This window comes from Paenibacillus apis (assembly GCF_018333295.1).
GTDB classification, from domain to species: domain Bacteria; phylum Bacillota; class Bacilli; order Paenibacillales; family Paenibacillaceae; genus Fontibacillus; species Fontibacillus antibioticophila.
Window position 1 is genome coordinate 1 of sequence record NZ_BORS01000032.1, and the last position, 18,614, is coordinate 18,614.

General features: G+C 51.1%; 19 protein-coding genes. 6 read left to right on the plus strand and 13 right to left on the minus strand.

What is annotated here, in order from left to right; all coding sequences use genetic code 11:
• Nucleotides 1–587: 587 nt before the first annotated feature.
• The 5 genes from KI362_RS24640 to KI362_RS24660 form a co-directional block, all read right to left on the minus strand.
• Nucleotides 588–1,022 carry a universal stress protein gene (locus KI362_RS24640; protein ID WP_044477173.1) on the minus strand — a complete coding sequence of 145 codons (435 nt, stop codon included), beginning with the start codon at nucleotides 1,020–1,022 and terminating at the stop codon, nucleotides 588–590.
• A gap of 109 nt (nucleotides 1,023–1,131) precedes the next feature.
• Nucleotides 1,132–1,395: a DUF1294 domain-containing protein gene (locus KI362_RS24645; RefSeq protein ID WP_044477172.1), complete on the minus strand. Its 264-nt coding sequence runs from the start codon at nucleotides 1,393–1,395 to the stop codon at nucleotides 1,132–1,134.
• A 149-nt stretch (nucleotides 1,396–1,544) separates the two neighbouring features.
• Nucleotides 1,545–1,682, minus strand: a complete 138-nt coding sequence (locus tag KI362_RS24650) for a hypothetical protein (protein WP_187375119.1) — start codon at nucleotides 1,680–1,682, stop codon at nucleotides 1,545–1,547.
• Between the two features lie 112 nt (nucleotides 1,683–1,794).
• Nucleotides 1,795–3,918 (minus strand): DNA topoisomerase III, encoded by a 2,124-nt coding sequence (locus KI362_RS24655; RefSeq protein ID WP_301630912.1) that lies wholly within the window; start codon nucleotides 3,916–3,918, stop codon nucleotides 1,795–1,797.
• Nucleotides 3,919–4,158: 240 nt separating this feature from the next.
• Nucleotides 4,159–4,749, minus strand: a complete 591-nt coding sequence (locus tag KI362_RS24660) for a hypothetical protein (RefSeq protein WP_301630913.1) — start codon at nucleotides 4,747–4,749, stop codon at nucleotides 4,159–4,161.
• 194 nt (nucleotides 4,750–4,943) lie between these two features.
• On the opposite strand from KI362_RS24660, the gene KI362_RS24665 reads away from it, so the two are divergent.
• Nucleotides 4,944–5,156, plus strand: a complete 213-nt coding sequence (locus tag KI362_RS24665; protein WP_044477170.1) for a hypothetical protein — start codon at nucleotides 4,944–4,946, stop codon at nucleotides 5,154–5,156.
• A 24-nt stretch (nucleotides 5,157–5,180) separates the two neighbouring features.
• Here the strand turns inward: KI362_RS24665 and KI362_RS24670 are convergent, their stop codons facing one another.
• On the minus strand, nucleotides 5,181–6,104 hold the full coding sequence (locus KI362_RS24670; protein ID WP_301630914.1) for a DMT family transporter: 924 nt from the start codon (nucleotides 6,102–6,104) through the stop codon (nucleotides 5,181–5,183).
• Nucleotides 6,105–6,358: 254 nt separating this feature from the next.
• Between KI362_RS24670 and KI362_RS24675 the strand changes: the two genes are divergently transcribed.
• Both KI362_RS24675 and KI362_RS24680 read left to right on the plus strand, forming a co-directional pair.
• Complete coding sequence (locus tag KI362_RS24675) at nucleotides 6,359–6,913, plus strand: sulfurtransferase (RefSeq protein ID WP_306432862.1); 555 nt, start codon at nucleotides 6,359–6,361, stop codon at nucleotides 6,911–6,913.
• Between the two features lie 420 nt (nucleotides 6,914–7,333).
• The gene (locus KI362_RS24680) at nucleotides 7,334–7,726 is read left to right on the plus strand and encodes a nuclear transport factor 2 family protein (protein WP_049894733.1); all 393 of its coding nucleotides are present in this window, start codon (nucleotides 7,334–7,336) and stop codon (nucleotides 7,724–7,726) included.
• Nucleotides 7,727–8,564: 838 nt separating this feature from the next.
• Here KI362_RS24680 and KI362_RS24685 read toward each other — a convergent pair.
• The 3 genes from KI362_RS24685 to KI362_RS24695 all read right to left on the minus strand — a co-directional run bounded on the left by KI362_RS24685 (nucleotide 8,565) and on the right by KI362_RS24695 (nucleotide 11,689).
• Entirely contained in the window at nucleotides 8,565–9,590 is a 1,026-nt protein-coding gene (locus KI362_RS24685; RefSeq protein ID WP_374705717.1) for a FecCD family ABC transporter permease, read from the minus strand.
• Entirely contained in the window at nucleotides 9,587–10,606 is a 1,020-nt protein-coding gene (locus tag KI362_RS24690; RefSeq protein ID WP_301630915.1) for a FecCD family ABC transporter permease, read from the minus strand. Before KI362_RS24690 ends, KI362_RS24685 begins: the two co-directional genes overlap by 4 nt.
• A gap of 78 nt (nucleotides 10,607–10,684) precedes the next feature.
• Nucleotides 10,685–11,689 (minus strand): iron-hydroxamate ABC transporter substrate-binding protein, encoded by a 1,005-nt coding sequence (locus KI362_RS24695; RefSeq protein WP_301630916.1) that lies wholly within the window; start codon nucleotides 11,687–11,689, stop codon nucleotides 10,685–10,687.
• Between the two features lie 214 nt (nucleotides 11,690–11,903).
• On the opposite strand from KI362_RS24695, the gene KI362_RS24700 reads away from it, so the two are divergent.
• Nucleotides 11,904–12,563 carry an HD domain-containing protein gene (locus KI362_RS24700; protein ID WP_301630917.1) on the plus strand — a complete coding sequence of 220 codons (660 nt, stop codon included), beginning with the start codon at nucleotides 11,904–11,906 and terminating at the stop codon, nucleotides 12,561–12,563.
• A 173-nt stretch (nucleotides 12,564–12,736) separates the two neighbouring features.
• Nucleotides 12,737–13,531, plus strand: a complete 795-nt coding sequence (locus tag KI362_RS24705; protein WP_301630918.1) for a hypothetical protein — start codon at nucleotides 12,737–12,739, stop codon at nucleotides 13,529–13,531.
• A gap of 41 nt (nucleotides 13,532–13,572) precedes the next feature.
• Here the strand turns inward: KI362_RS24705 and KI362_RS24710 are convergent, their stop codons facing one another.
• On the minus strand, nucleotides 13,573–14,676 hold the full coding sequence (locus KI362_RS24710; RefSeq protein ID WP_301630919.1) for a Gfo/Idh/MocA family protein: 1,104 nt from the start codon (nucleotides 14,674–14,676) through the stop codon (nucleotides 13,573–13,575).
• Nucleotides 14,677–14,728: 52 nt separating this feature from the next.
• The gene (locus KI362_RS24715; RefSeq protein WP_301630920.1) at nucleotides 14,729–15,415 is read right to left on the minus strand and encodes a ThuA domain-containing protein; all 687 of its coding nucleotides are present in this window, start codon (nucleotides 15,413–15,415) and stop codon (nucleotides 14,729–14,731) included.
• Nucleotides 15,416–15,590: 175 nt separating this feature from the next.
• Between KI362_RS24715 and KI362_RS24720 the strand changes: the two genes are divergently transcribed.
• Nucleotides 15,591–16,427 (plus strand): helix-turn-helix domain-containing protein, encoded by an 837-nt coding sequence (locus KI362_RS24720; RefSeq protein ID WP_301630921.1) that lies wholly within the window; start codon nucleotides 15,591–15,593, stop codon nucleotides 16,425–16,427.
• Nucleotide 16,428: 1 nt separating this feature from the next.
• Here KI362_RS24720 and KI362_RS24725 read toward each other — a convergent pair whose 3' ends face one another.
• On the minus strand, nucleotides 16,429–17,187 hold the full coding sequence (locus KI362_RS24725) for a CPBP family intramembrane glutamic endopeptidase (RefSeq protein ID WP_301630922.1): 759 nt from the start codon (nucleotides 17,185–17,187) through the stop codon (nucleotides 16,429–16,431).
• Nucleotides 17,187–17,771, minus strand: coding sequence for a TetR/AcrR family transcriptional regulator (locus tag KI362_RS24730; RefSeq protein ID WP_301630923.1), 585 nt, complete (start codon nucleotides 17,769–17,771; stop codon nucleotides 17,187–17,189). The genes KI362_RS24725 and KI362_RS24730 overlap by 1 nt, the downstream gene beginning before the upstream one ends.
• Nucleotides 17,772–18,614 lie beyond the last annotated feature (843 nt).

The window sequence follows — 18,614 nt, forward strand, 5'->3', positions numbered from 1 at the left end:
CTCCTTTTTGTTTTATAGCTCTGATTGTGGAAAGTCCAATGGGTTGAGCTTACTTCTCATTATTTCCACAATTAACCTACGTAGTAGCAATTAGGATGTCGGTTTCGTTCATTATAACTAGACCAAGCATTTCCCCTCTGAGCAAATGTATCGATTGCGCTGCTTGCATGCTGACTGCATTGTTGCTTGCATTGTTGCTTGAATTGCTCTAGTTACAACGCATCAGTCAAGCTCGAAAAGAAGAATATCGTCCTGTTAAGCGCTGCAGCAGTGCTTAATAAGGAACAGCGTTCAGGTCAACCGTCAAAAGATGTCTGTTTTTTCACTGTATACTACTTTTTCTAAATTCAGTGCCAAACTTCAGAACTTAGGCGTATCTTTTACAAAAACCGTCACCATAGATCGAATATAAGTTGGAGCAATGATCCTGTTGGCTCAACCTTTGTTATCTCACCCGCATAGCGGGCGGTTTTCTGTTTCGCTTGCTTCGCGTGCTCAACGGGCTGAAGCCATTAACAAAAAAGCGGGAGGATTTCCCCCGCTTTTCCATGCAATCCAGGCGAATCGCTATTCTATTTAAAGATGATTTATTTTACCACGAGTACCGGAATACGCGCATGCTGCACCACATTATGACTGACACTGCCCAGCACGAATTCGCGGATGCCTCCGAGCCCTCTGCTGCCGATCACAATCAGATCGGAATCGTGCTTCTTCACATAATCAAGCAGCGCTTCGGCCGGCGCTCCTTGCAGCAACTCGACCTTCGCCGTTAAACCCGCCTGCTTGACCCGTTCCTCTGCTTCCTTCACCGTACTCTCAGCCATATTATAGAAATCCTGATTCACAGAAGCGGGAATCGGCGCGAAACCCTCCGCTATATAGAACCTTGGAAAATCAAAAGCGTGTACAACCGTAAGACTGGCTCCCGGCGTCAGCTTCACCAGTTCAATCGCTTTATCCAGTGCCTTATTGGCGGCTTTGGATCCGTCGAAGGCGGCAACAATTTTAGAAAATAACATAGGTCAGCACCCCTTATCTCTAAAAGTATGTAAACCAATAACCCTTGACCCAACGAGTGAAACTTTTCCAGGCATCTCCTCCGGTCTGTATCCGTGTTAACGGCCGGTCTCAGCTTAAGAAATAGCCGTACAACACCGCATTTAACAGCAAGAGCAGCGGGATTCCGATCCGGAAGCTGGCGTGCTTCGTCTTGTGACGATGGATATTCATCGCCAGGAGGATGCCCAGCGCACCACCGATAGCCGCCAGTAGAAACAGTGTTTTTTCCGGCGTACGTTCCTTACGCTGTCTGGCCCGGCGCTTGTCATCGGACATGACGATATAGGCTACTAAATTAATAAATACAAACCATATCACGATTCCTATCCGCATAACCGCTCCCCTCCCTTCATCGCTCTAGTTCTATTATACTGCTAACCTCTTCTGCATACCAAACAGAAAAAGACCAGGCGCCCTCACGGGAATGAATGGCCTGGCCTTACGTTTAGGAGACTGCTGCTGCAATTTGCCGGCTGAATCTATCAGGATTCCTGCTTCGGAATATCGTTCAGACTGGCTGGACGCTCGCCTTGCTTTTTCGGCTTGGGCGTGATGCTCTCCTCCAGAATACTGGATTTATTCTGCTGATTCTCTGTCTTGCGCGCTTTATGATACGGCATGAGCTTCACCTCCTGTGGAAATAAAGAATGCAAATCAATTCATTCCCATCATTATCCTCCCGCAGGGGCTGCCGTTTTATGCAAGCTCTGTTGAGTCCTCATTCCTCAATTGCTATTTGTCCTGCTTCTCCAGCGCCGCCTTCAACAGATCGCCGAGGTTGTTGCCGAGCGATTCCTGCTTGGCGTATTGCTTCACAAGCTTCTGCTGCTCCCGCTTGTTCACATGCTTTGAATCCTTGTTCAAGGTCTCCGTAATTCCACAAGGCAAACACTGCACGTACAGACCGGCTTTACCTTCCTTCAGCTCCATCTTCTTATGGCACTGCGGACAGCGGCGGTTCGACAGCCGTTTCTCGCCTGAACGGCGGTACCCGCAATCCTCGCTCGGGCAGATCAGCAGCAAGCCGCGTTTGCTCTTCTTCTCCAGCAGCCGCGTGCCGCAATCCGGGCAGTGGCTGTTCGAGACATTGTGCGGTTTGTAAGTGGCCTCACTGTTCTTCACGCCACGCACCAGTGTCATCGTCATTTCGCGGATGCCGCCGAGGAACGGCTCAGGCTTGCCCTGTCCGCGCGCGATCCGCTCCAGCTCGGCCTCCCACTTGGCCGTCAGCTCCGGCGAGCGCAGATCCTCGGGCGCCAGCTCGATAAGCTGCTTACCTTTGCCCGTCGGATGCAGTGAAGATCCCTGCCGCTCAATCGTATCCGAGCTCACCAGCTTCTCGATAATGTCCGCACGGGTCGCCGGGGTTCCCAGTCCATGCTTCTCCATCTGGGTCAGCAGGGCGGCTTCGGTATACCGCTTCGGCGGCTGAGTCCGCCCCGGCAGCAAGCGGCAGCGCTTGATCGTCAAGCGCTGGCCCTCCTTCAGCTCTGGCAACGTGCCGCTGTCCTCTCCGGACTCTTCTTCCTCGTCCTCTTCGCCCCCGGCTTGTCCGTCATAGACGGCCTTCCAGCCGCTGTCCTTGATCGTGATTCCCTTGGCATGCAGCTTCTCGCCCTCCGCCTCCACGATCACTGCAACCTGATCAAATCGGGCCGGCGGATAGAACAGGCTGATGAAGCGGCGAACGATCAGATCATATAATCTCCGTTCCTCCGTGTTCAGCGTATTCAGCAGTACCGTCTGCTCGGTCGGGATAATTGCATGATGATCCGTTACCTTGCTGTCATCGACCACGCGCTTGCCCGGATGGAGCGGCTTGCGCAGCAAAGGCCGGGCCAAAGATGCATACGGGCCTATCGCCACACTGGTCAGCCGTTCCTTCAATGTATCGACCATGTCGGTCGTCAGATAGCGCGAGTCGGTCCGCGGATATGTCACCAGCTTATGCTGCTCGTACAGCCGCTGCAGTACATTTGAGGTCTGCTTTGCGGAAAAGCCCAAATAACGGTTCGCATCCCGCTGCAGCTCGGTCAGATCATAGGCTTGCGGATGAGGCACCTGCTTCTCGCTCTTGGCCAGCTTCACAATGACGCCGGTCTTACCCTCCAGCTTGCGCTGCAATTGTCCGGCCTGCTCTGCATTAAAGATTCTGGAATCGCCGTTGGACCCACGCCACAGAACCTCAAACCCGCCAAGGTCGGCGCGCAGCGAATGAAACTCCTCGGAACGGAAGGAGGTAATCTCCCGCTCCCGCTGCATAATCATACCCAGCGTCGGCGTCTGGACACGGCCTGCAGACAATGGAGAACCGAACTTGCAGGTTAAGGCCCGGGTTACATTCAATCCGATCATCCAATCGGCTTCAGCCCGGCAGCGCGCCGACTGATACAGCCGGTCAAACTGGCTTCCCGGCTTCAAGGACGCGAATCCCTCCTTGATCGCCTTGTCGGTCTGCGACGAAATCCATAGCCGCTTGAAGGGTTTGTTCCATTTGGCCATGCTCATAATCCAGCGTGCCAGCAGCTCCCCCTCCCGGGCAGCATCCGTGGCTACGATCAGCTCACTGATGTCCTGACGGCGCATTAACTGTTGGACCGCCTTATATTGATGACTGCTCTCCCGCAGCACCTTCAGCTTCATGGAGCCAGGCAGAATCGGCAAATCCTCCAGCGACCAGGTCCCGTATTTCCCGTCATAGTCCTCCGGCTCCGCGAGTCCGACCAGATGGCCCAGAGCCCAGGTGACTACGTACTTCGGACCTTCCAAATGACTTTTATGTTTATCCCGGCAGCCCAGCACCCGGGCAATCTCTCGGGCTACAGACGGTTTTTCCGCTAATACCAAAGTTTTCATAACGAACAAAAGCACTCCTTTCTGTGCGTGTTCAAAAAGTCAGCTTTTCAGCACCGAGAAGGTTGTGAGAACCCTAAGAAGGAGGAACGGAGTGTAGGCAGCGCCTACATGAGTACCGGACTTCTAGGGTGAACGCAAGATTTGACGCCGAATTAACCCCTTGGATCACTTCGTGATCAAAAGATGACTTTTTGAACTACCTCTTTCCTGACTATCCTCCATTATACCATCCCATCTCCATCATTCCAGAAACGGAAAGAGCAAATGCGCGTACACATATTTGCTTTTGCGGGCTTTAAAGGTCAGCCGGAGCTCGCCATCCTTCACACAGACGGAGCGAAGCAGAGAAGAACAAATCTCCCGCTTAATGAGCCGTTCCGCTGTACGCTGCTCCCCTCGCCGGATGGCGCGGGCAAGTGCGGCCGCATATACCGGCTGCTTCAGCAACCGCCGATAATAAGGAATCAACAACGCCGCGATCCGCCGATGCATGACCGGGCTGAAATGAAATTGCACCGATCCCGGAGGAATCGTGGTGCCGCAGCTATACTCTGACCAAGGTTTAGGGCAAGAAAAGAAATAACCGATCCCGTTGGTGCCCAGTCCGTTTCGGATCAAATCCGGAGCAACCGGGCGAAGCAAGGCGATCATCCGGTCAAGATCCCCCTTTACGATCGCTTTGCTCCAGGCTGCGGCGAACCTGCGGTTCCGGGCTACTGTCTGCAGGAAAGGCAGCATACTCCCTGCCGTGACCCGAAGCAATGTTGCTGTTGGCTTTCTAGGACCGCTGCGGCGAACAGCTTTGCATGATTTTCCGCTCGTTTTCCCCATTTCAATCTCCTCCTCATTCAGACCCACGCCTGATTACTGGCACGACGCTATATGCTTCATCCTATGTAGGTGATGGCCGCTTCGGCTGGGCGCAGTCTGCTGGACAAAGCGAATTGGCGGCGATATGCTCTTGATAGCGGCAAAGGAAATTCCGCCGTCAAAAAACAAACTGAAGATCAGAGGAGACAACGATTGTGCCAACCGTTCGCAAGCTGCTCACTGAGCAGGATTTTCAAGATGCGCTTCAGCGCCAGCTCCGTATTCGGGTATTCGAAGGACAGCATTTAGTAGAAAACGGGACCGTCATTATCCGGCTCGATGGAGATACCGTCATCACGCAAAAAAGCGTGAGTGACATTACCTATCACTCACGCCGCGACTGTCAATTTTTTGAGGTCAAAAAATAAGGAAAATGAAGTATTCACCCAGCTTTAGGCAGATTTCCTACGTCGCTCAGGTTCCGCCGCCGGCTTCGGTACTTCCTTGTTATTAGCAATAAACAGCCATACGCCAGCCAAAATAACAGCCCCGGCCCCAAGCTGAAGCCCTGACAGGCTTTCTTTAAGCAATAACCAGGCCAGCAAGGAAGCGACAACCGGTTCCCCCAGTACGGCCATGGATACAGCGGAAGCACTCATATACTGCATCAGCCAATTAAAGAGATAGTGCCCGAACAAGGTAGGAACGACCGCTAGCAGCAAGAAGACGCCCCATTCCTTGGACGAGTATCCGGTAAAGGAATAGCCTTGAACAAGATTATAAACAGCCAGCAGCGAGGCGGCCGTGAAGAACACCCAGAAATTGTAGACAAACGCGCTCATGCTCTGCAATATTTGCTTGCCCGCCAGCATATGAGCCGCTACTGCAAATGTTCCCAGCAGGGATAGCAAGTCGCCATGCAGCGCCGATCCGGATACCTGGAAATCGCCTGCACCGATAACGATTGAGCCGACCAGGGCCAGTCCGATGCCGAGCATCATGGACCGGTTGATTCGTGTGCCGAACAGAAAATAGGACGCACTGACGACCAAAATCGGTTCCAGCGTTAAAATCACCGTGGAGCTGGCTACCGTTGTATAGGACAAGGAGCCGATCCAGAACAGAAAATGGAGGCCAAGCAGCGTTCCCGACAGAAGCAGCCAGCCCCATTGTCTTCCGGTTAGAGAAAACATCTCTTTACGGGATTTCCATACAAGCGGCAGCATAATCAGGTTCGTCAGGAACAGCCGATACATACCGATCACCGACGCCTCGGCGTCTGACCATCGGATGAAGATCGACGAGAAGGAAATCGCAATAATGCCGATTATAAACAGGATTTGATACTTGAGCGAAGCTCTCGTGGTGGAATTCATTAATTCATCAGGTTCCTCTCATCGCATAGTACATCTTGGGGCTATTCTTCGAACACTTATGCCTTTTCCAAGTAGTTTCTCTAGTTCAACTCTATAGTCCGCTCCATAGTATAGCTGAGCTGTTGCTGGAACGGCAACTGCTATTTTTAGAGGTATTTTAAGAGGGGAATTTCGTGGAGTCCAGGAGCGAATTCAGTCGCATACAGACAAAGCCTAGGACTTCATTCTATCGCTAATTTAGGGAGGTAAATGATATGGAAGCTTTGGTAAGCCCCAGATGGGTGCTTGCAAGAATGTACGAGCCCGATCTCGTCATCGTGGATTGCCGGTTCAAGTCCGGCGAACCGGAAGCCGGACGGCTCGCCTACGAGACCGCCCATATACCAGGGGCGGTCTATCTTGATCCGGAGCGGGACTTGTCCGCTCCGGACGGCGATGGCCGCGACGGGCTGCCGCGGCCGGAGGAGCTGGCGCTGACCCTGGGTCGCGCCGGCATCGGCAATGCCGTCCGGGTCGTAGTCTACGACGACTCGGACGGCAGGAGCGCAGCACGCCTATGGGCGCTGCTGCGCTGGCTGGGCCATGACCTGGTCACGGTCATGGACGGGGGGTTCGCCGCCTGGATTGCAGGCGGCTTCCCTGTGAACGACGCCCGGCGCATAGTGGTGCCGGCGTCGTTCACGCCAAGCGTCCGCAGCGATCTGCTTGCGGACGCAGAGATTGGCCGGGCGCTAGGCCTGCCCGGCATCCTCCCCGTGGAATCCAGCGACACTTCGTTCGCGTCTCGCGAGAATCCACGGACCGATTGACGCTCATGCCTATCATATTCCCGGCGCAGTCAATCGGTACTGGAAGGACCTGCTGGCCGGATACCGGACGCGAAGTGATCGTCTACTACGGTACCAGCGTCAGCACCTGCCCAAACCTCCTCACGCTGCACCTGCTCGGCTACCCGCAGGCGAAGCGCTATGCAGGCAGTTGGAGCGATTGAATTTCTTATCCCGACAATCCGGTTGCGACGGGGGAAGAGGGCAAGGCGTAAGCCGCGTTGTACGCGGGTTAAGGGCTATGACAGGTTGCCGGGAGACAGGCTGTTGCAGCCCTTTTTGGCGTTCTCGTTCAACAGCTTGCAAACAAGAGGGCAAAAATCATACTTCTGTTATAAACCTGATGGTGATGGAATGATATACTAATATTGGAAGTACAAAAAAGTTAAAGAAGGTGCTCGCATGAAGTTGGAGACAGTGAAGCGATTTTTTGAGTTGATTGAAACTTTTAGTATCTCCGAGTCTGACTTCAAGTCTTTACTTCATCCAGAAATCGAACAAACCGAATTCCCGAATTTTATTACTCCCGGTGTGGTTGTAAGCAACTTTGAAGTACTCATGCAGCGAATACCTAATGGAAAAAAACTTTTGAAAGAACAGAAGTACGATATTCAGCGGGTTTACGAAGCAGGAGAGACCCTGATCACAGAAGTGATTTGGACGGCCGAGGTCGGAGCGGATGCTGGTGTGTTTAAGACTGGGCAGCGGCTCAAAGCGTTTTTCTGCTGCCTCTTCGACTTCAAGGATGGCAAAATCTATAGACAAAGGAATTATGATTGCTTCGAGCGTTTTTAGCGGTTTGTCCCGCTCTCGCTGAGGAATGAATCTGCAATTTGATTGCAAACAACACCAAAAAAAAATATTCAGCCACAACTCCTGTAAGGTGCAAAACGGAGCGCTTAGCTTTTAAGAGGATTGACTATTTATTATTATGTTTCTCTCGTTGTCACTTCACTGCCGCCTGCTGCTACCTTCTGTCACTGTGGTGGCAGTTCCGCTTGCTCCGCCGCGCCTTCGCTACGGTTCCTGTTCGCTGCCACCGCAGTGACAACAAGTGGCATTCAACCGGGACTAAGGTACGCCCAAGTGACTGCCACAAGTTTTGGTGGTGTTCTGTTAAAGGTGACAACGGGGCTATCCCATTCTAAGCTAGGAGTCGTTATCTTCATCCGTATATCCTTCTCTAATAAAAAGTGCTCAGTTATTTTTATTGACATTGAACAAACCCTTCCCTAAATGAACTAGCAACTCAACTACCGCAATCATACAATATTAGTTAGAATACGGTAATAGAGAATTAGGACGACTCGCCTACAGTCGTCCTCTTATATAATGAATACTTATTATTTTGTGCACCAATGACTAGAACCCTGTTCCAGGCCCCTGATCGTGTGCTTTACTACTTTATAAGTTGAACTAGAAAAATGCACAGAAAGGGCATAAGTGTGAAGTGTTAAAAGCTTTCTGTAAGAAAGTTACTTCGGAAGCATAAAGCGTAAGTGTTCGCCTTTGTGAGTGGATTTCTACTTTATAATATCTTCGTTCAATTAGAGAAATCCGCGAACAACAGCGATCGTAAGCACACTTCACACGTTGCCTTCAGTGTACAATCTTTATTTCAACTTATATAGCTTCAGATTCCGCTTTGGCGTTCTTCTTTTAACAGCAGATATAAGAAGTACGGAGCCCCGATGAAGGCCACCATAATTCCGGCTGCAATCCCGCTAGGCTGCACCAGATTGCGTCCAATCGTATCGGCGAGCAGCAACAGCCAGCCTCCGATCAGAATGGATACCGGCACAAATTGCTGATGTCTGGGGCCAACCAGGGCCCGGGCGATATGCGGCGCCATCAGGCCGATAAAGGCAATGCCGCCCGTAACCGAAACCGCCGAAGCAGCCAAAGCAACGGCAGCCAGCATGAGCAGAATCCGGTCTTTATTAACCACAACCCCGGTGCCGATTGCCGTCGACTCGCTCATAGCGAGCAAATTCAGCTCCCTGGATTTGAGCAGCACATAAGGCACGAGGATAATCAGCCAAGGCAGCAGGGCCAGCACAAACGGCCAGTCCGTTCCCCATACATTGCCGGCGAGCCACTTGGCGATAAAATCAACCTTTTCCCGGTCCACAGAAGAAATAAGGACGATCATCAGCCCCGATAGAGCCATTGAGAAGCCGACACCAACCAGTACCAGCCGAATCGGCTGAACGCCTTCTCCACGGGTGTAGGAAAATACATAGATCAATACCGCTGTAATCAAAGCACCGGCAAAGGCTATCAGCGGAATGACATAAGCGAAGGTCTCTACGTTAATCGGCGCAAACAGGAAATACACGGTGACTCCGACCCCGGCACCGGAGTTGATGCCGACAATCCCCGGATCAGCCAGCTCGTTGCGGGTAATGCCTTGAAGCACAGCTCCTGACAAAGCAAGTGCCATCCCTGACAGCATCGTGATCAGAATGCGAGGCAGTCGGACCGAGAACAGAACAAAGTTGTCCTCAAAGGATCCGTGTCCCAATATGGTCGGAAGCAGGCGGTTAATGGAAACCGGCGAGGCCCCGACGCTGAGACCAACCAGAATGGTCACCAGCATTAGAAGAACCAGCAAAGCAAGAACGACCTGCTGTTTACGAAGCGAGCGGATCATTTTCATGATAAAGAGCGCCCCCCTTTACGAACAATGAACAGAAAGAAAGGCAAGCCGAGCACGGCCACAATGGCGGCGACCGACACCTCATAAGGAGCGTTGATCATCCGCCCGAGCAAATCGGCGAACAGCATGAAGGTGCCTCCTGTAATGACGGAAAGCGGCAGGATGGTACGATAATCTGTTCCGGCAAATTTGCGCACGAGATGCGGGATCATCAACCCGATAAACGCCAGATTACCGACAAGCGCCACCGCCGCGCCGGCGAGCAGTGTGATCACCACATACAGAATCATTTTGATCTGCGTTGTTTTCAGACCAAGACCGACCGCTGTCCCTTCATTCATGCTGAGAATCGTCAGCTGCCGGGATAAGACAACAGCTGCAATAAGCCCGGCTCCGACCACCGGTGCAATCGTCTCGATCTGCCCCCATGTCGTACCGATCAACCCGCCCGAGGTCCACATCGTGACACTTTTGGAAATTTTGAACTTGAGGGCAACGCCATCCGCAAATGCCGAGAGCAGAGCTGATACGGCCGAACCGGCCAGCACCATGCGCAGCGGCGACAACTTCTGCCGCCGAAGGGCGGAAATGCCGAACACCAGCATAGCTCCAAGGGCCGCGCCAATAAAGCAAGCGATCATTGTGCCGAAATACCCGACAGCCGGTAAAAAGGCGAAGGTAACGGCCAAGGCCGCGTTTGCACCGGAGGTTAAGCCCAGCAATCCGGGGTCAGCCAGCGGGTTGCGCGTCAGGCCTTGCATAATAGCCCCGGCTGCGGCCAACGCCGAGCCCACCAGAATAGCGGCAACCTCCCGGGGCAGACGCAGCTCGCGGATGATGGAAATATCATCCCCTGTGGCATTCGGATTCGCGATCGCACTCCAGACATCCGCCAGTGAGACATTTTTCGCACCGAGCATCATTGACAGCGCGAACATCGCCGCTAGCAATGCCAGACTGATCAGCAGCTTAAGCGTAAAGGATAGATTTGTTTTTTGTCGTGACTTGTTTATCATTTCAACCATCCGTTCCTAATTCAATCTGCAAAAAAGGAACGCATAGGCGTTCCTTCTTCATCCATGTCCACAAATGGATTAGTTGGATCCAAGTAGCGATTGTGTGATGAAATCGAGCTGGTAGTCCAGCGACAGAGCATCATTGAAATAGAATCCGGTAGCCTCGACCTCAAAGACTCGATTATTTTTGACGGCCGGGATATTTTTATAGGTACTGGTTTCCTGGAAGGAAGCATCCGCGTTCGAATCTTTACTGTAAATGACGTAATCGCCCATATATTCCGGCAGGACCTCCAAAGACAGATCATAATAACCCGCTTCAGCTGTCATTTCCTTAACTTTATCCGGCATTTTCAGACCCATGGCTTGATATACGATCTCTGTGCCGCGTCCCCAAGCATCCCCGAAGGTGTACAGTGCCTTTGAATCTCCCTCGATGATGGAAATCGTGCTGTCAGCACCAATCTTGGCTTTAATCTCTTCTCCCGCCTCCCGGGCGCGTTCCTTGAAATCAGCAACCCAGGCAGCCGCCTCCGCTTCCTTGTTCACTGCCTTACCGATCTCCAGAACCTGAGTCAGATAATCCACTTTATTGTAAGTATAGGTAACCAGCGGGGCGATCTGCTTCAATTTATCGGCATTCTGAATGTCTGTGCTGGCAATAATCAGGTCAGGCTTGACGTTCAAAATACTCTCGATGTTTTCCACAGATACCTCCGGAACATCTTGAAGCTGATCTTTAAAGTTAGGGTTTGCCTTGGCCCAGGAGTCTGTCCCGGCAATAGGCACGCCCAGCTTCAGCAAGCTACCCGCATGGCCTGAAAGCATGACTACGCGCTGAGGGTTCGCGGGCACCTCAATCGGGCCGTTTTCGGATTGATAAGTAATGGTATCCGCACTGCTTTCGTTGGCAGAGCTATTTGTACTTGAGCTTGCATTGGCCGACCCGCCGTTATCTGCGCTCGCGTTGGCCTCGGAAGCGGAATTGTTGGTTTCTGCTGCGGAATTATTGTTCGCAGTGTTGCCGCAGGCGCTCAATGCCACAACAACAACGACGAGCAAAGGTAATAACCATCTTTTCATTACTATGTCCCCTTTAATCTTTGTTTTGGTGATAGTGATAATCATTATCATTTTGCTATTAAAACTTTACGTCCACTTCGCTGATTTGTCAATCCCTCAATTTGTAGTGGAATATACGGAATTGTAATGCAGGCATACATGTTAGAATAAGCTTGTGATACTCGATTGGCCGCTTCGATTTATCTATATCAGACAAGGATGTGTGATTTTACTAATGAAGCTAACCGACGAACAGAACCTTCTAATTCTTGAAGCAGAACGCTTTTGCAAAGCCGAATTAGAGCACGACACCAGCGGTCATGATTGGTGGCATATCCATCGCGTTGTGCAGATGGCCCGGCGTTTGGCCCAGGAGGAAGGAGCCGATCCCTTTATATGTACTGTAGCGGCCCTTTTGCATGATGTGGCCGATGAGAAGCTAAACGACTCCAAGGAAAGCGGACTTCTTAAAGTACGCAGCTGGCTGGAGGGCCAACAGCTTCAGGCGGAGGATACGGAGCATATTATCGAGATTATTTCTACGATGTCCTATAATGCCGGAACGAACCCGCCTGTACGCACGCTAGAAGGCCGTGTGGTTCAGGATGCGGACCGCCTTGATGCGATCGGCGCTATTGCGATTGCAAGAGCATTTCAATATGCCGGCTGGAAGGGGCATCCGATTTATGATCCGGACTTGCCGCCGCGGGAATCGATGTCTGCCGAGGAATACAGAAATGGGAAAACAACCGCGATCAATCATTTTTATGAAAAGCTGCTTAAGCTTAAGGATCTTATGAATACAGCTTCGGCAAAGGCTATCGCCCAAGAGCGGCATCGCTATATGGAGCAATATGTCGAACGGTTCTATCTTGAATGGGATGGCCAGGTTTGATCATCCCTTCCAATAAATAAGAACTTATGTTCGATTTATGGTTGACAGTTTCATTTTATTTTTGTATATTGTTTACAAAATAAGCGAAAAGCGAGAGAAGCACCTCGCAGGATGGCCTACTGGCCTATCTTGCAGGTGCTTTTTTGCTTTTTCTCTAAAGGAGCTGACATTCTATGTCCCATTCCCTCTTTAAAAATTGCCTTACTCGAGCTGTTATTTGCTCTGTGCTTCTGAGCTTGGTTCTTTCCTTTACGGGAGCCTTTCCTTCCTATGCGGCCCTCTCCTCCTCATGGGACGAAGCAATTACAAGCATTGATAAGCTGTACGATTCATCTCAATCTCTGGAGTCCTCTAACAAAGCGGCAAAGCAACAAATTCAGCTCCTCCGGAAAGAAAACAATGAGAGACTCAAATCCATAAACACCCAAGTCAAGTTGATCGACAAGACTTATCTGGATCGCCTGAAGGCCGAAGCCGATTCGATTCGTCAGAAGCACGCTCCTCTTCTAGCGGAGTATACCGCCCTTGGAAAGAAGACAAGCGAAGCAAGGAAGAACAAAGACAACAAGACAGTTCTTCTCTACGACCTCAAGCGAAACCGTATCAAGGCTGAAGCAGCCTCCGCCCGGCAAAGCATCAAGCAAAAGCAAGAGGCATATTCATCCGCCAAGAAGCATACAGCCGCCAAAGCCAAGCTTGTAAAGGATGCGATCATCCGTGTTCCTGCCATTAAGAAGCAAATCACCGCAGAAAATCAACAAATTACAGCATTGAACAAGAGCAAGACAGAAGCGAATAAGCGGTACAAAGCAGCCGTCAAGCAAGGTGATGCACCTGCCGCCAAGGCTGAGCTTGCGGTTATTGTGGATATTCTGAAGCAAATACAGACCTCTCAGCAAAAAATCATGAAATATGAGCAGTCCATTGCAGCGATGTTAAATTCTGCCGAAGCGAGACTTCCGAATTGAGCCCCAAGCTCTGTTGCTGCCCGAACATGGGGCTGTTCAGGTTAGTCCACAATGCCTTGAATGAGTCCCGGAGCCAGTGGACGCGGACGTTCACAGCTTGTAACGAGCTCCGCATAGCGCTTGCTCTCCGAGCTGGTATGGAAGGCATGCATGATCTCAAGGACATGGTTCGCCAGTTCTCCATTTGCCCGATGTATGTTTCCGCTAGTAATGCATGCAGCCATGTCCGCCACGCCGATTCCCCGGCTGTTCATTGCGTGACTATGGAGAACCGGAATTTCAGCGAAGCTTTCTCCTCCAGCCGGCTTGAACAAAATGGGCCCGCCAAATGTATTCGGATCAGGAACGATCAATGTTCCTCTTGAGCCGTAGATTTCAATTCTTGGCAATGTGCTGTCCCATACGTCGAAGCTTGTAATCATCGTTGCTACCGGTCCTGAGATAAATTCAAGCGTGCCTGCCACATGCGTAGGTACTTCGACATCAATGGTCTGCCCGAATTTCGGTGCGCTGGTAATTGTCCGCTGCGGGAAGGACTTCTTGGCCATGCCGCAGACGGTCTTTACCGGGCCTAGCAAGGACACTAATGCAGTCAAATAGTAAGGGCCCATATCGAACATCGGGCCGCCGCCTTCCTGATAATAAAACTCAGGATCCGGATGCCATCCCTCATGTCCATGGTTAAGCATAAAGGCCGTTGCGGCTACCGGGTCTCCGATGAAGCCGTCGTCAATCAGCTTTCGGCAGGTCTGAAGCCCGGCCCCCAGAAAGGTATCGGGAGCACACCCGAGCATCAGCCCTTTTTCCCTAGCCAGCCTGGTCAACTCTTCCCCATGCTCCAGCGACAGAGACAACGGCTTCTCTACGTATACGTGCTTGTCATGAAGCAATGCCGACTTGCAAATCTCATAATGGCCGATCGGTGTTGTCAGGTTCACCACAATCTCTATCTCAGGCGATGCAAGCAGCTCCTCTGTTGTCCATACATGAGGAATTCCGTATTTTTCAGCGGCCGCCTCCGCCCGTTCACGCACGGTGTCTGCACAAGCAAAGACCTCGGTATTTGCAAACATAGTTGAAAGATTCTGCATATAAATCCCGCTGATATTACCGCAGCCTACGATCCCTACTTTAACCTTCTTCAAGAGCTGTCCCACCTTTAGCTTAGTTCAGGCTATCTGCCTGTCATCTGATTTATTAGGAGCAAGCGCTGCTCTTATCCTCTTTTCTTGCAGCCCATAGAAATCCTCTGCGCATTAATTCAATGGCCTCGGGAATATCAAATACATCTGCATGATGACCCAGCGAGTTGTAGAATACGCGGCCTTGTCCCCATTTCTTGGTATAGACAACCGGCATTTTGATAACTCCGTTCGCCGAATGGGGACCCTCGCTAATCGCAAACGAGGTTGTTGCCAACACATCAACACACGGGTCCACGTGGAGATAATATTGCTCGGACTTCACTACAAAGTCCTGGATACCTTCTACAATCGGGCTGGAGCTGTTCTTGACCAGGTTCACCTCATACTCCACCCCATCATTAAACGGATGAGCCACCCACTGAGCTCCGGTCATAAATTGCCATTCCACTGAGGTGCGGAACGAATCGCACATCCCTCCGTGACAGCCGGCAATCCCTACGCCGGACTCCACTGCACGCAGCACAGGCTTAAGCTGCTCTTCCGTGATCTCCCCCATCGTCCAGATAGGAACGATTAGATTGTGGCTTTTCAAATCCTCCTCATTTTTAAAGCGATCCAATATATCCGAGACTTCTACTTCAAAGCCTTCACCGGCTAGTAAACGGGCGAATCTCTCCGCAACCTGGACCGGTTCGTGGCCGTCCCATCCGCCTTGTACGATCAATGCTTTCTTTGCCATATGTCTGTCTGCCCCTTCCCATCACTCTCAGCAGTGATTTTCCAATCTGCATACTCCGATTGTAAGCTGTTAAGAGCCTGCAGGCTCGTCATTTCCATTGCTTAATCGGACATTTATTGCTATTTTAGTCTTGAGTATTTTATTTCGGGCACATCAGCGGACAGGGGATGGGCAAATGAAGGCTTATCACGAGAAACGACACTATGGCAGCGACCTGCCGATCAGTGTGTTGCAATTGCACGACTTTTCATTTCTGGCTCATTGGCACAACGATGTGGAATTAATTTATGTGAAAAAGGGCGAAATCCGGGTGGGAATCAATTCGGAGAACTGGCTGCTGAAGGCGGGCGACCTGGCCGTGTGCAGCAGCGGAGACATTCACTATTACGATGGCAGGGGCCTGGAATCCGAGATTATTCTTGTCATCTTCAATCCTAGGCTTATAGGCAGCCCCAGCGGATGGCCGGGCGATGTTCATCTTGTCTCTCCCGTAATCACGAATGCGGAAGAACCCGGCGGGTCTCGGGAAAAGCTAACCGCTCAAGCTGCCATTCTAATTGAACGGATGCTGGCAGAAATGATTGAGAAGCCCAAATACTACGACACACTGCTGGTAGGACTTCTTTACGAGCTCGGCGGGTTAATTCTGCGATTCGCTCCCACGGAGCCGATAGATCCGCAGAAGAATAGGCGACTCGGCAGCGGGCGACAGGCTATGCGAGAGGTGCTTGACTATCTGGAAGCCCAATCCTTCAGGCCTATTCCGCTGGAGGAAGCTGCACGTCAGGCGCACATGAGCGTATATCATTTTTCCCGGACCTTTAAAAGCACCACCGGCATGAGCCTGACCGCTTATCTCAACCGTATCCGGATAGACAAGGCCGAGGAGCTTATCCGGACGACGGAGCTTACCATGCTCGATATCGCGCTGGAATGCGGATTTACGAATGTCCGCACCTTCAATCGCGCCTTCAGGCAATTCCGGGGACGAGCCCCATCCAGCCTTCGCTGAATTATCCCATTGGTACAGGCTGTTCCAGTGCTTGCCGTTTCGATAGGCTTATACCCATCCCGATTGCATATACAAGCAAAAGAACTACTTGCACACTGACAACTATAATGGCCTTCTCGTCAAACACATCTTCCGTTGAGAAGGAGAGAAAGTTATGTACAATATGCCACAGGATCCCCGGCCACAAGCTCTTCGTAAGAACAAGGATTTGCACCAGCACCAGCCCGGCAAGAAAGGCAAAGCCGACTTGCAAAAGCACAAGCCCCATATTCTTTCCGCTCAGCGCGGTCACTGAATGCAAAGCTCCAAAAATGACCGAGGAGCCGATGATTGCAGTCTTTGTGCTGATCCGGTTAAGGCAACCGAACACCAATCCACGAAAGTACAATTCTTCGTTAAACCCTACTAGGAGCGTGAACAGCAGCAATACAACGTATATGATAGGTTGTTTATTAAAATGGAGCCCGTAGATCAAGATCGGGGCAAGCTCAAGGAGTAATAGAGGCACATACATCCACACTTGCCCTATGCCGTTTCGATCAGGAAGGCGAAATCCGTACTGTCTCATTGCGTTCCCTGACCGTTTCATGAAAAGCAGCCCCAGAAGCGCTGATACGGCAACACCTCCTGCCATGATCAAATAGGCCGCAGCTTCCTCGACCCCCGTTATTTCTGCGATAGCTGATCCCAGTGCTGTAAAGAAGGTACATAGCACAGCCACTCCAATAGCTGGCCAATATGGATTTTTGAATATTTTCATCAATGGACATCCTCCCGTTCCTGTTTCAAAGAATAAATTACGCCTTTGAAGGTGTGACGCAATACACTTCTGGCCTCTTGCTCGTCAAGCTTGCATCCGTTCGTTGCCAGCAAAGAAGCTATGCCATGCACAGCAAACCAGAGCGTCGTATACAGTTTTTGCGTTTCATCAAGTGAGAGCCCGGTATTACTGCTGAGAAAGGCAATCACCTGGTCATCTCCCTCAGTCGTCCCTGCAATGCCTGCAAGATCTCCTTGGACCATAGAACTGGACATAAACAGCAATTGGAATAATTGCGGCTCGGTACGCGCAAAATCGATATAAGCCATCCCCATGCCAAGGAAATCCTCTCCGCTATCCTGTAAACCGGCCCACATTACTGTGTTATAAAGCTGCTCTGCTTCCTGAAAGACTGCTGCCTTCAAATCCTCCATCGCAGCAAAGTGGCTGAAGATCGGCTGCGTTGAACAACCAAGCCGCGAGGCCAAATTCCGGGCATTTAGTGCATCCCAGCCTTGCTCACGCACCAGATCAAGCGCACCCTTTAACATGTCTTCACGGCTAATCTTCGGTTTTGGCGGCATGATCATCCCCTCCTTACTTTATTAATATCGGATGTTATATAACATGAATTATATAACAAATGTTTCTACTGTCAAGAGCCAAGATTAAACCACTAATCCTATCAAAAGCATGCAAATCATTGCCGCGGTGAATATAAAAAGGGCGTCCCAAAGTCATCGCAGGTGACCGAGGGGCGCCCTTTTCTCGTAAAACAAACAGAAACCACTCTTTGGTAAAATGAAGGTACCACCCAAACATTTACGCAAAGATTTAGAGGATGACATCCCCACCAATCACCTCGTAACGCCGCCGTGAATCGTCTCGACGACGCTATCTTCAACGTGGCTTATCCCGGAGGAGGACGAAGACAGCTACCATCCTAAAATGCTTACCAAAGTCATCATGTATGCCTGCGAATGAAAGAAGACCACATGCCTGCTCGCTGCCGGATATTTTCAACTCGCTAACGAACATTCTAGACTCTTAGCAGACTTATTCTCATTAGTTTGAAGGGTAACGGACATTTCGGGCGCTTAGGACGCTCAAACGACTCTGGTTCACTCCATTCCACTCTCTTAGCAACCAAAATGTCCGTTACAATTCTGGCTCATCCAAAAGCGGACCGTAAGGAGACATAATGTCCGTTGATATGAACGAAACCTGTCAAGCGCCTCTGTGACTCTCTCGTTTTTGACGCGCTTAAATAAGAGCCTGTCAAGCGCCTTTCTTGACAGGCGGCTCTTTCCGGCGATACTTTTTGAATGTCCCTGGCCAACGCCAGGGGCTGCCTTACGGCGAGTAACGGGTGCAGGGAGTGCACTCCCTGCGTTTCCCCTTGTAGGGGACGGAAGGGGTAAATCATG

What these genes read in the sequence shown, in the direction of transcription:
- KI362_RS24695 (WP_301630916.1), bottom strand. Translation starts at nt 11,689, where the DNA reads ATGAAAAGATGGTTATTACCTTTGCTCGTCGTTGTTGTTGTGGCATTG.
- KI362_RS24660 (WP_301630913.1), bottom strand. Translation starts at nt 4,749, where the DNA reads ATGGGGAAAACGAGCGGAAAATCATGCAAAGCTGTTCGCCGCAGCGGT.
- KI362_RS24640 (WP_044477173.1), bottom strand. Translation starts at nt 1,022, where the DNA reads ATGTTATTTTCTAAAATTGTTGCCGCCTTCGACGGATCCAAAGCCGCC.
- KI362_RS24685 (WP_374705717.1), bottom strand. Translation starts at nt 9,590, where the DNA reads ATGAAAATGATCCGCTCGCTTCGTAAACAGCAGGTCGTTCTTGCTTTG.
- KI362_RS24700 (WP_301630917.1), top strand. Translation starts at nt 11,904, where the DNA reads ATGAAGCTAACCGACGAACAGAACCTTCTAATTCTTGAAGCAGAACGC.
- KI362_RS24680 (WP_049894733.1), top strand. Translation starts at nt 7,334, where the DNA reads ATGAAGTTGGAGACAGTGAAGCGATTTTTTGAGTTGATTGAAACTTTT.
- KI362_RS24690 (WP_301630915.1), bottom strand. Translation starts at nt 10,606, where the DNA reads ATGATAAACAAGTCACGACAAAAAACAAATCTATCCTTTACGCTTAAG.
- KI362_RS24655 (WP_301630912.1), bottom strand. Translation starts at nt 3,918, where the DNA reads ATGAAAACTTTGGTATTAGCGGAAAAACCGTCTGTAGCCCGAGAGATT.
- KI362_RS24670 (WP_301630914.1), bottom strand. Translation starts at nt 6,104, where the DNA reads ATGAATTCCACCACGAGAGCTTCGCTCAAGTATCAAATCCTGTTTATA.
- KI362_RS24725 (WP_301630922.1), bottom strand. Translation starts at nt 17,187, where the DNA reads ATGAAAATATTCAAAAATCCATATTGGCCAGCTATTGGAGTGGCTGTG.
- KI362_RS24705 (WP_301630918.1), top strand. Translation starts at nt 12,737, where the DNA reads ATGTCCCATTCCCTCTTTAAAAATTGCCTTACTCGAGCTGTTATTTGC.
- KI362_RS24730 (WP_301630923.1), bottom strand. Translation starts at nt 17,771, where the DNA reads ATGCCGCCAAAACCGAAGATTAGCCGTGAAGACATGTTAAAGGGTGCG.
- KI362_RS24715 (WP_301630920.1), bottom strand. Translation starts at nt 15,415, where the DNA reads ATGGCAAAGAAAGCATTGATCGTACAAGGCGGATGGGACGGCCACGAA.
- KI362_RS24645 (WP_044477172.1), bottom strand. Translation starts at nt 1,395, where the DNA reads ATGCGGATAGGAATCGTGATATGGTTTGTATTTATTAATTTAGTAGCC.
- KI362_RS24720 (WP_301630921.1), top strand. Translation starts at nt 15,591, where the DNA reads ATGAAGGCTTATCACGAGAAACGACACTATGGCAGCGACCTGCCGATC.
- KI362_RS24650 (WP_187375119.1), bottom strand. Translation starts at nt 1,682, where the DNA reads ATGCCGTATCATAAAGCGCGCAAGACAGAGAATCAGCAGAATAAATCC.
- KI362_RS24675 (WP_306432862.1), top strand. Translation starts at nt 6,359, where the DNA reads ATGGAAGCTTTGGTAAGCCCCAGATGGGTGCTTGCAAGAATGTACGAG.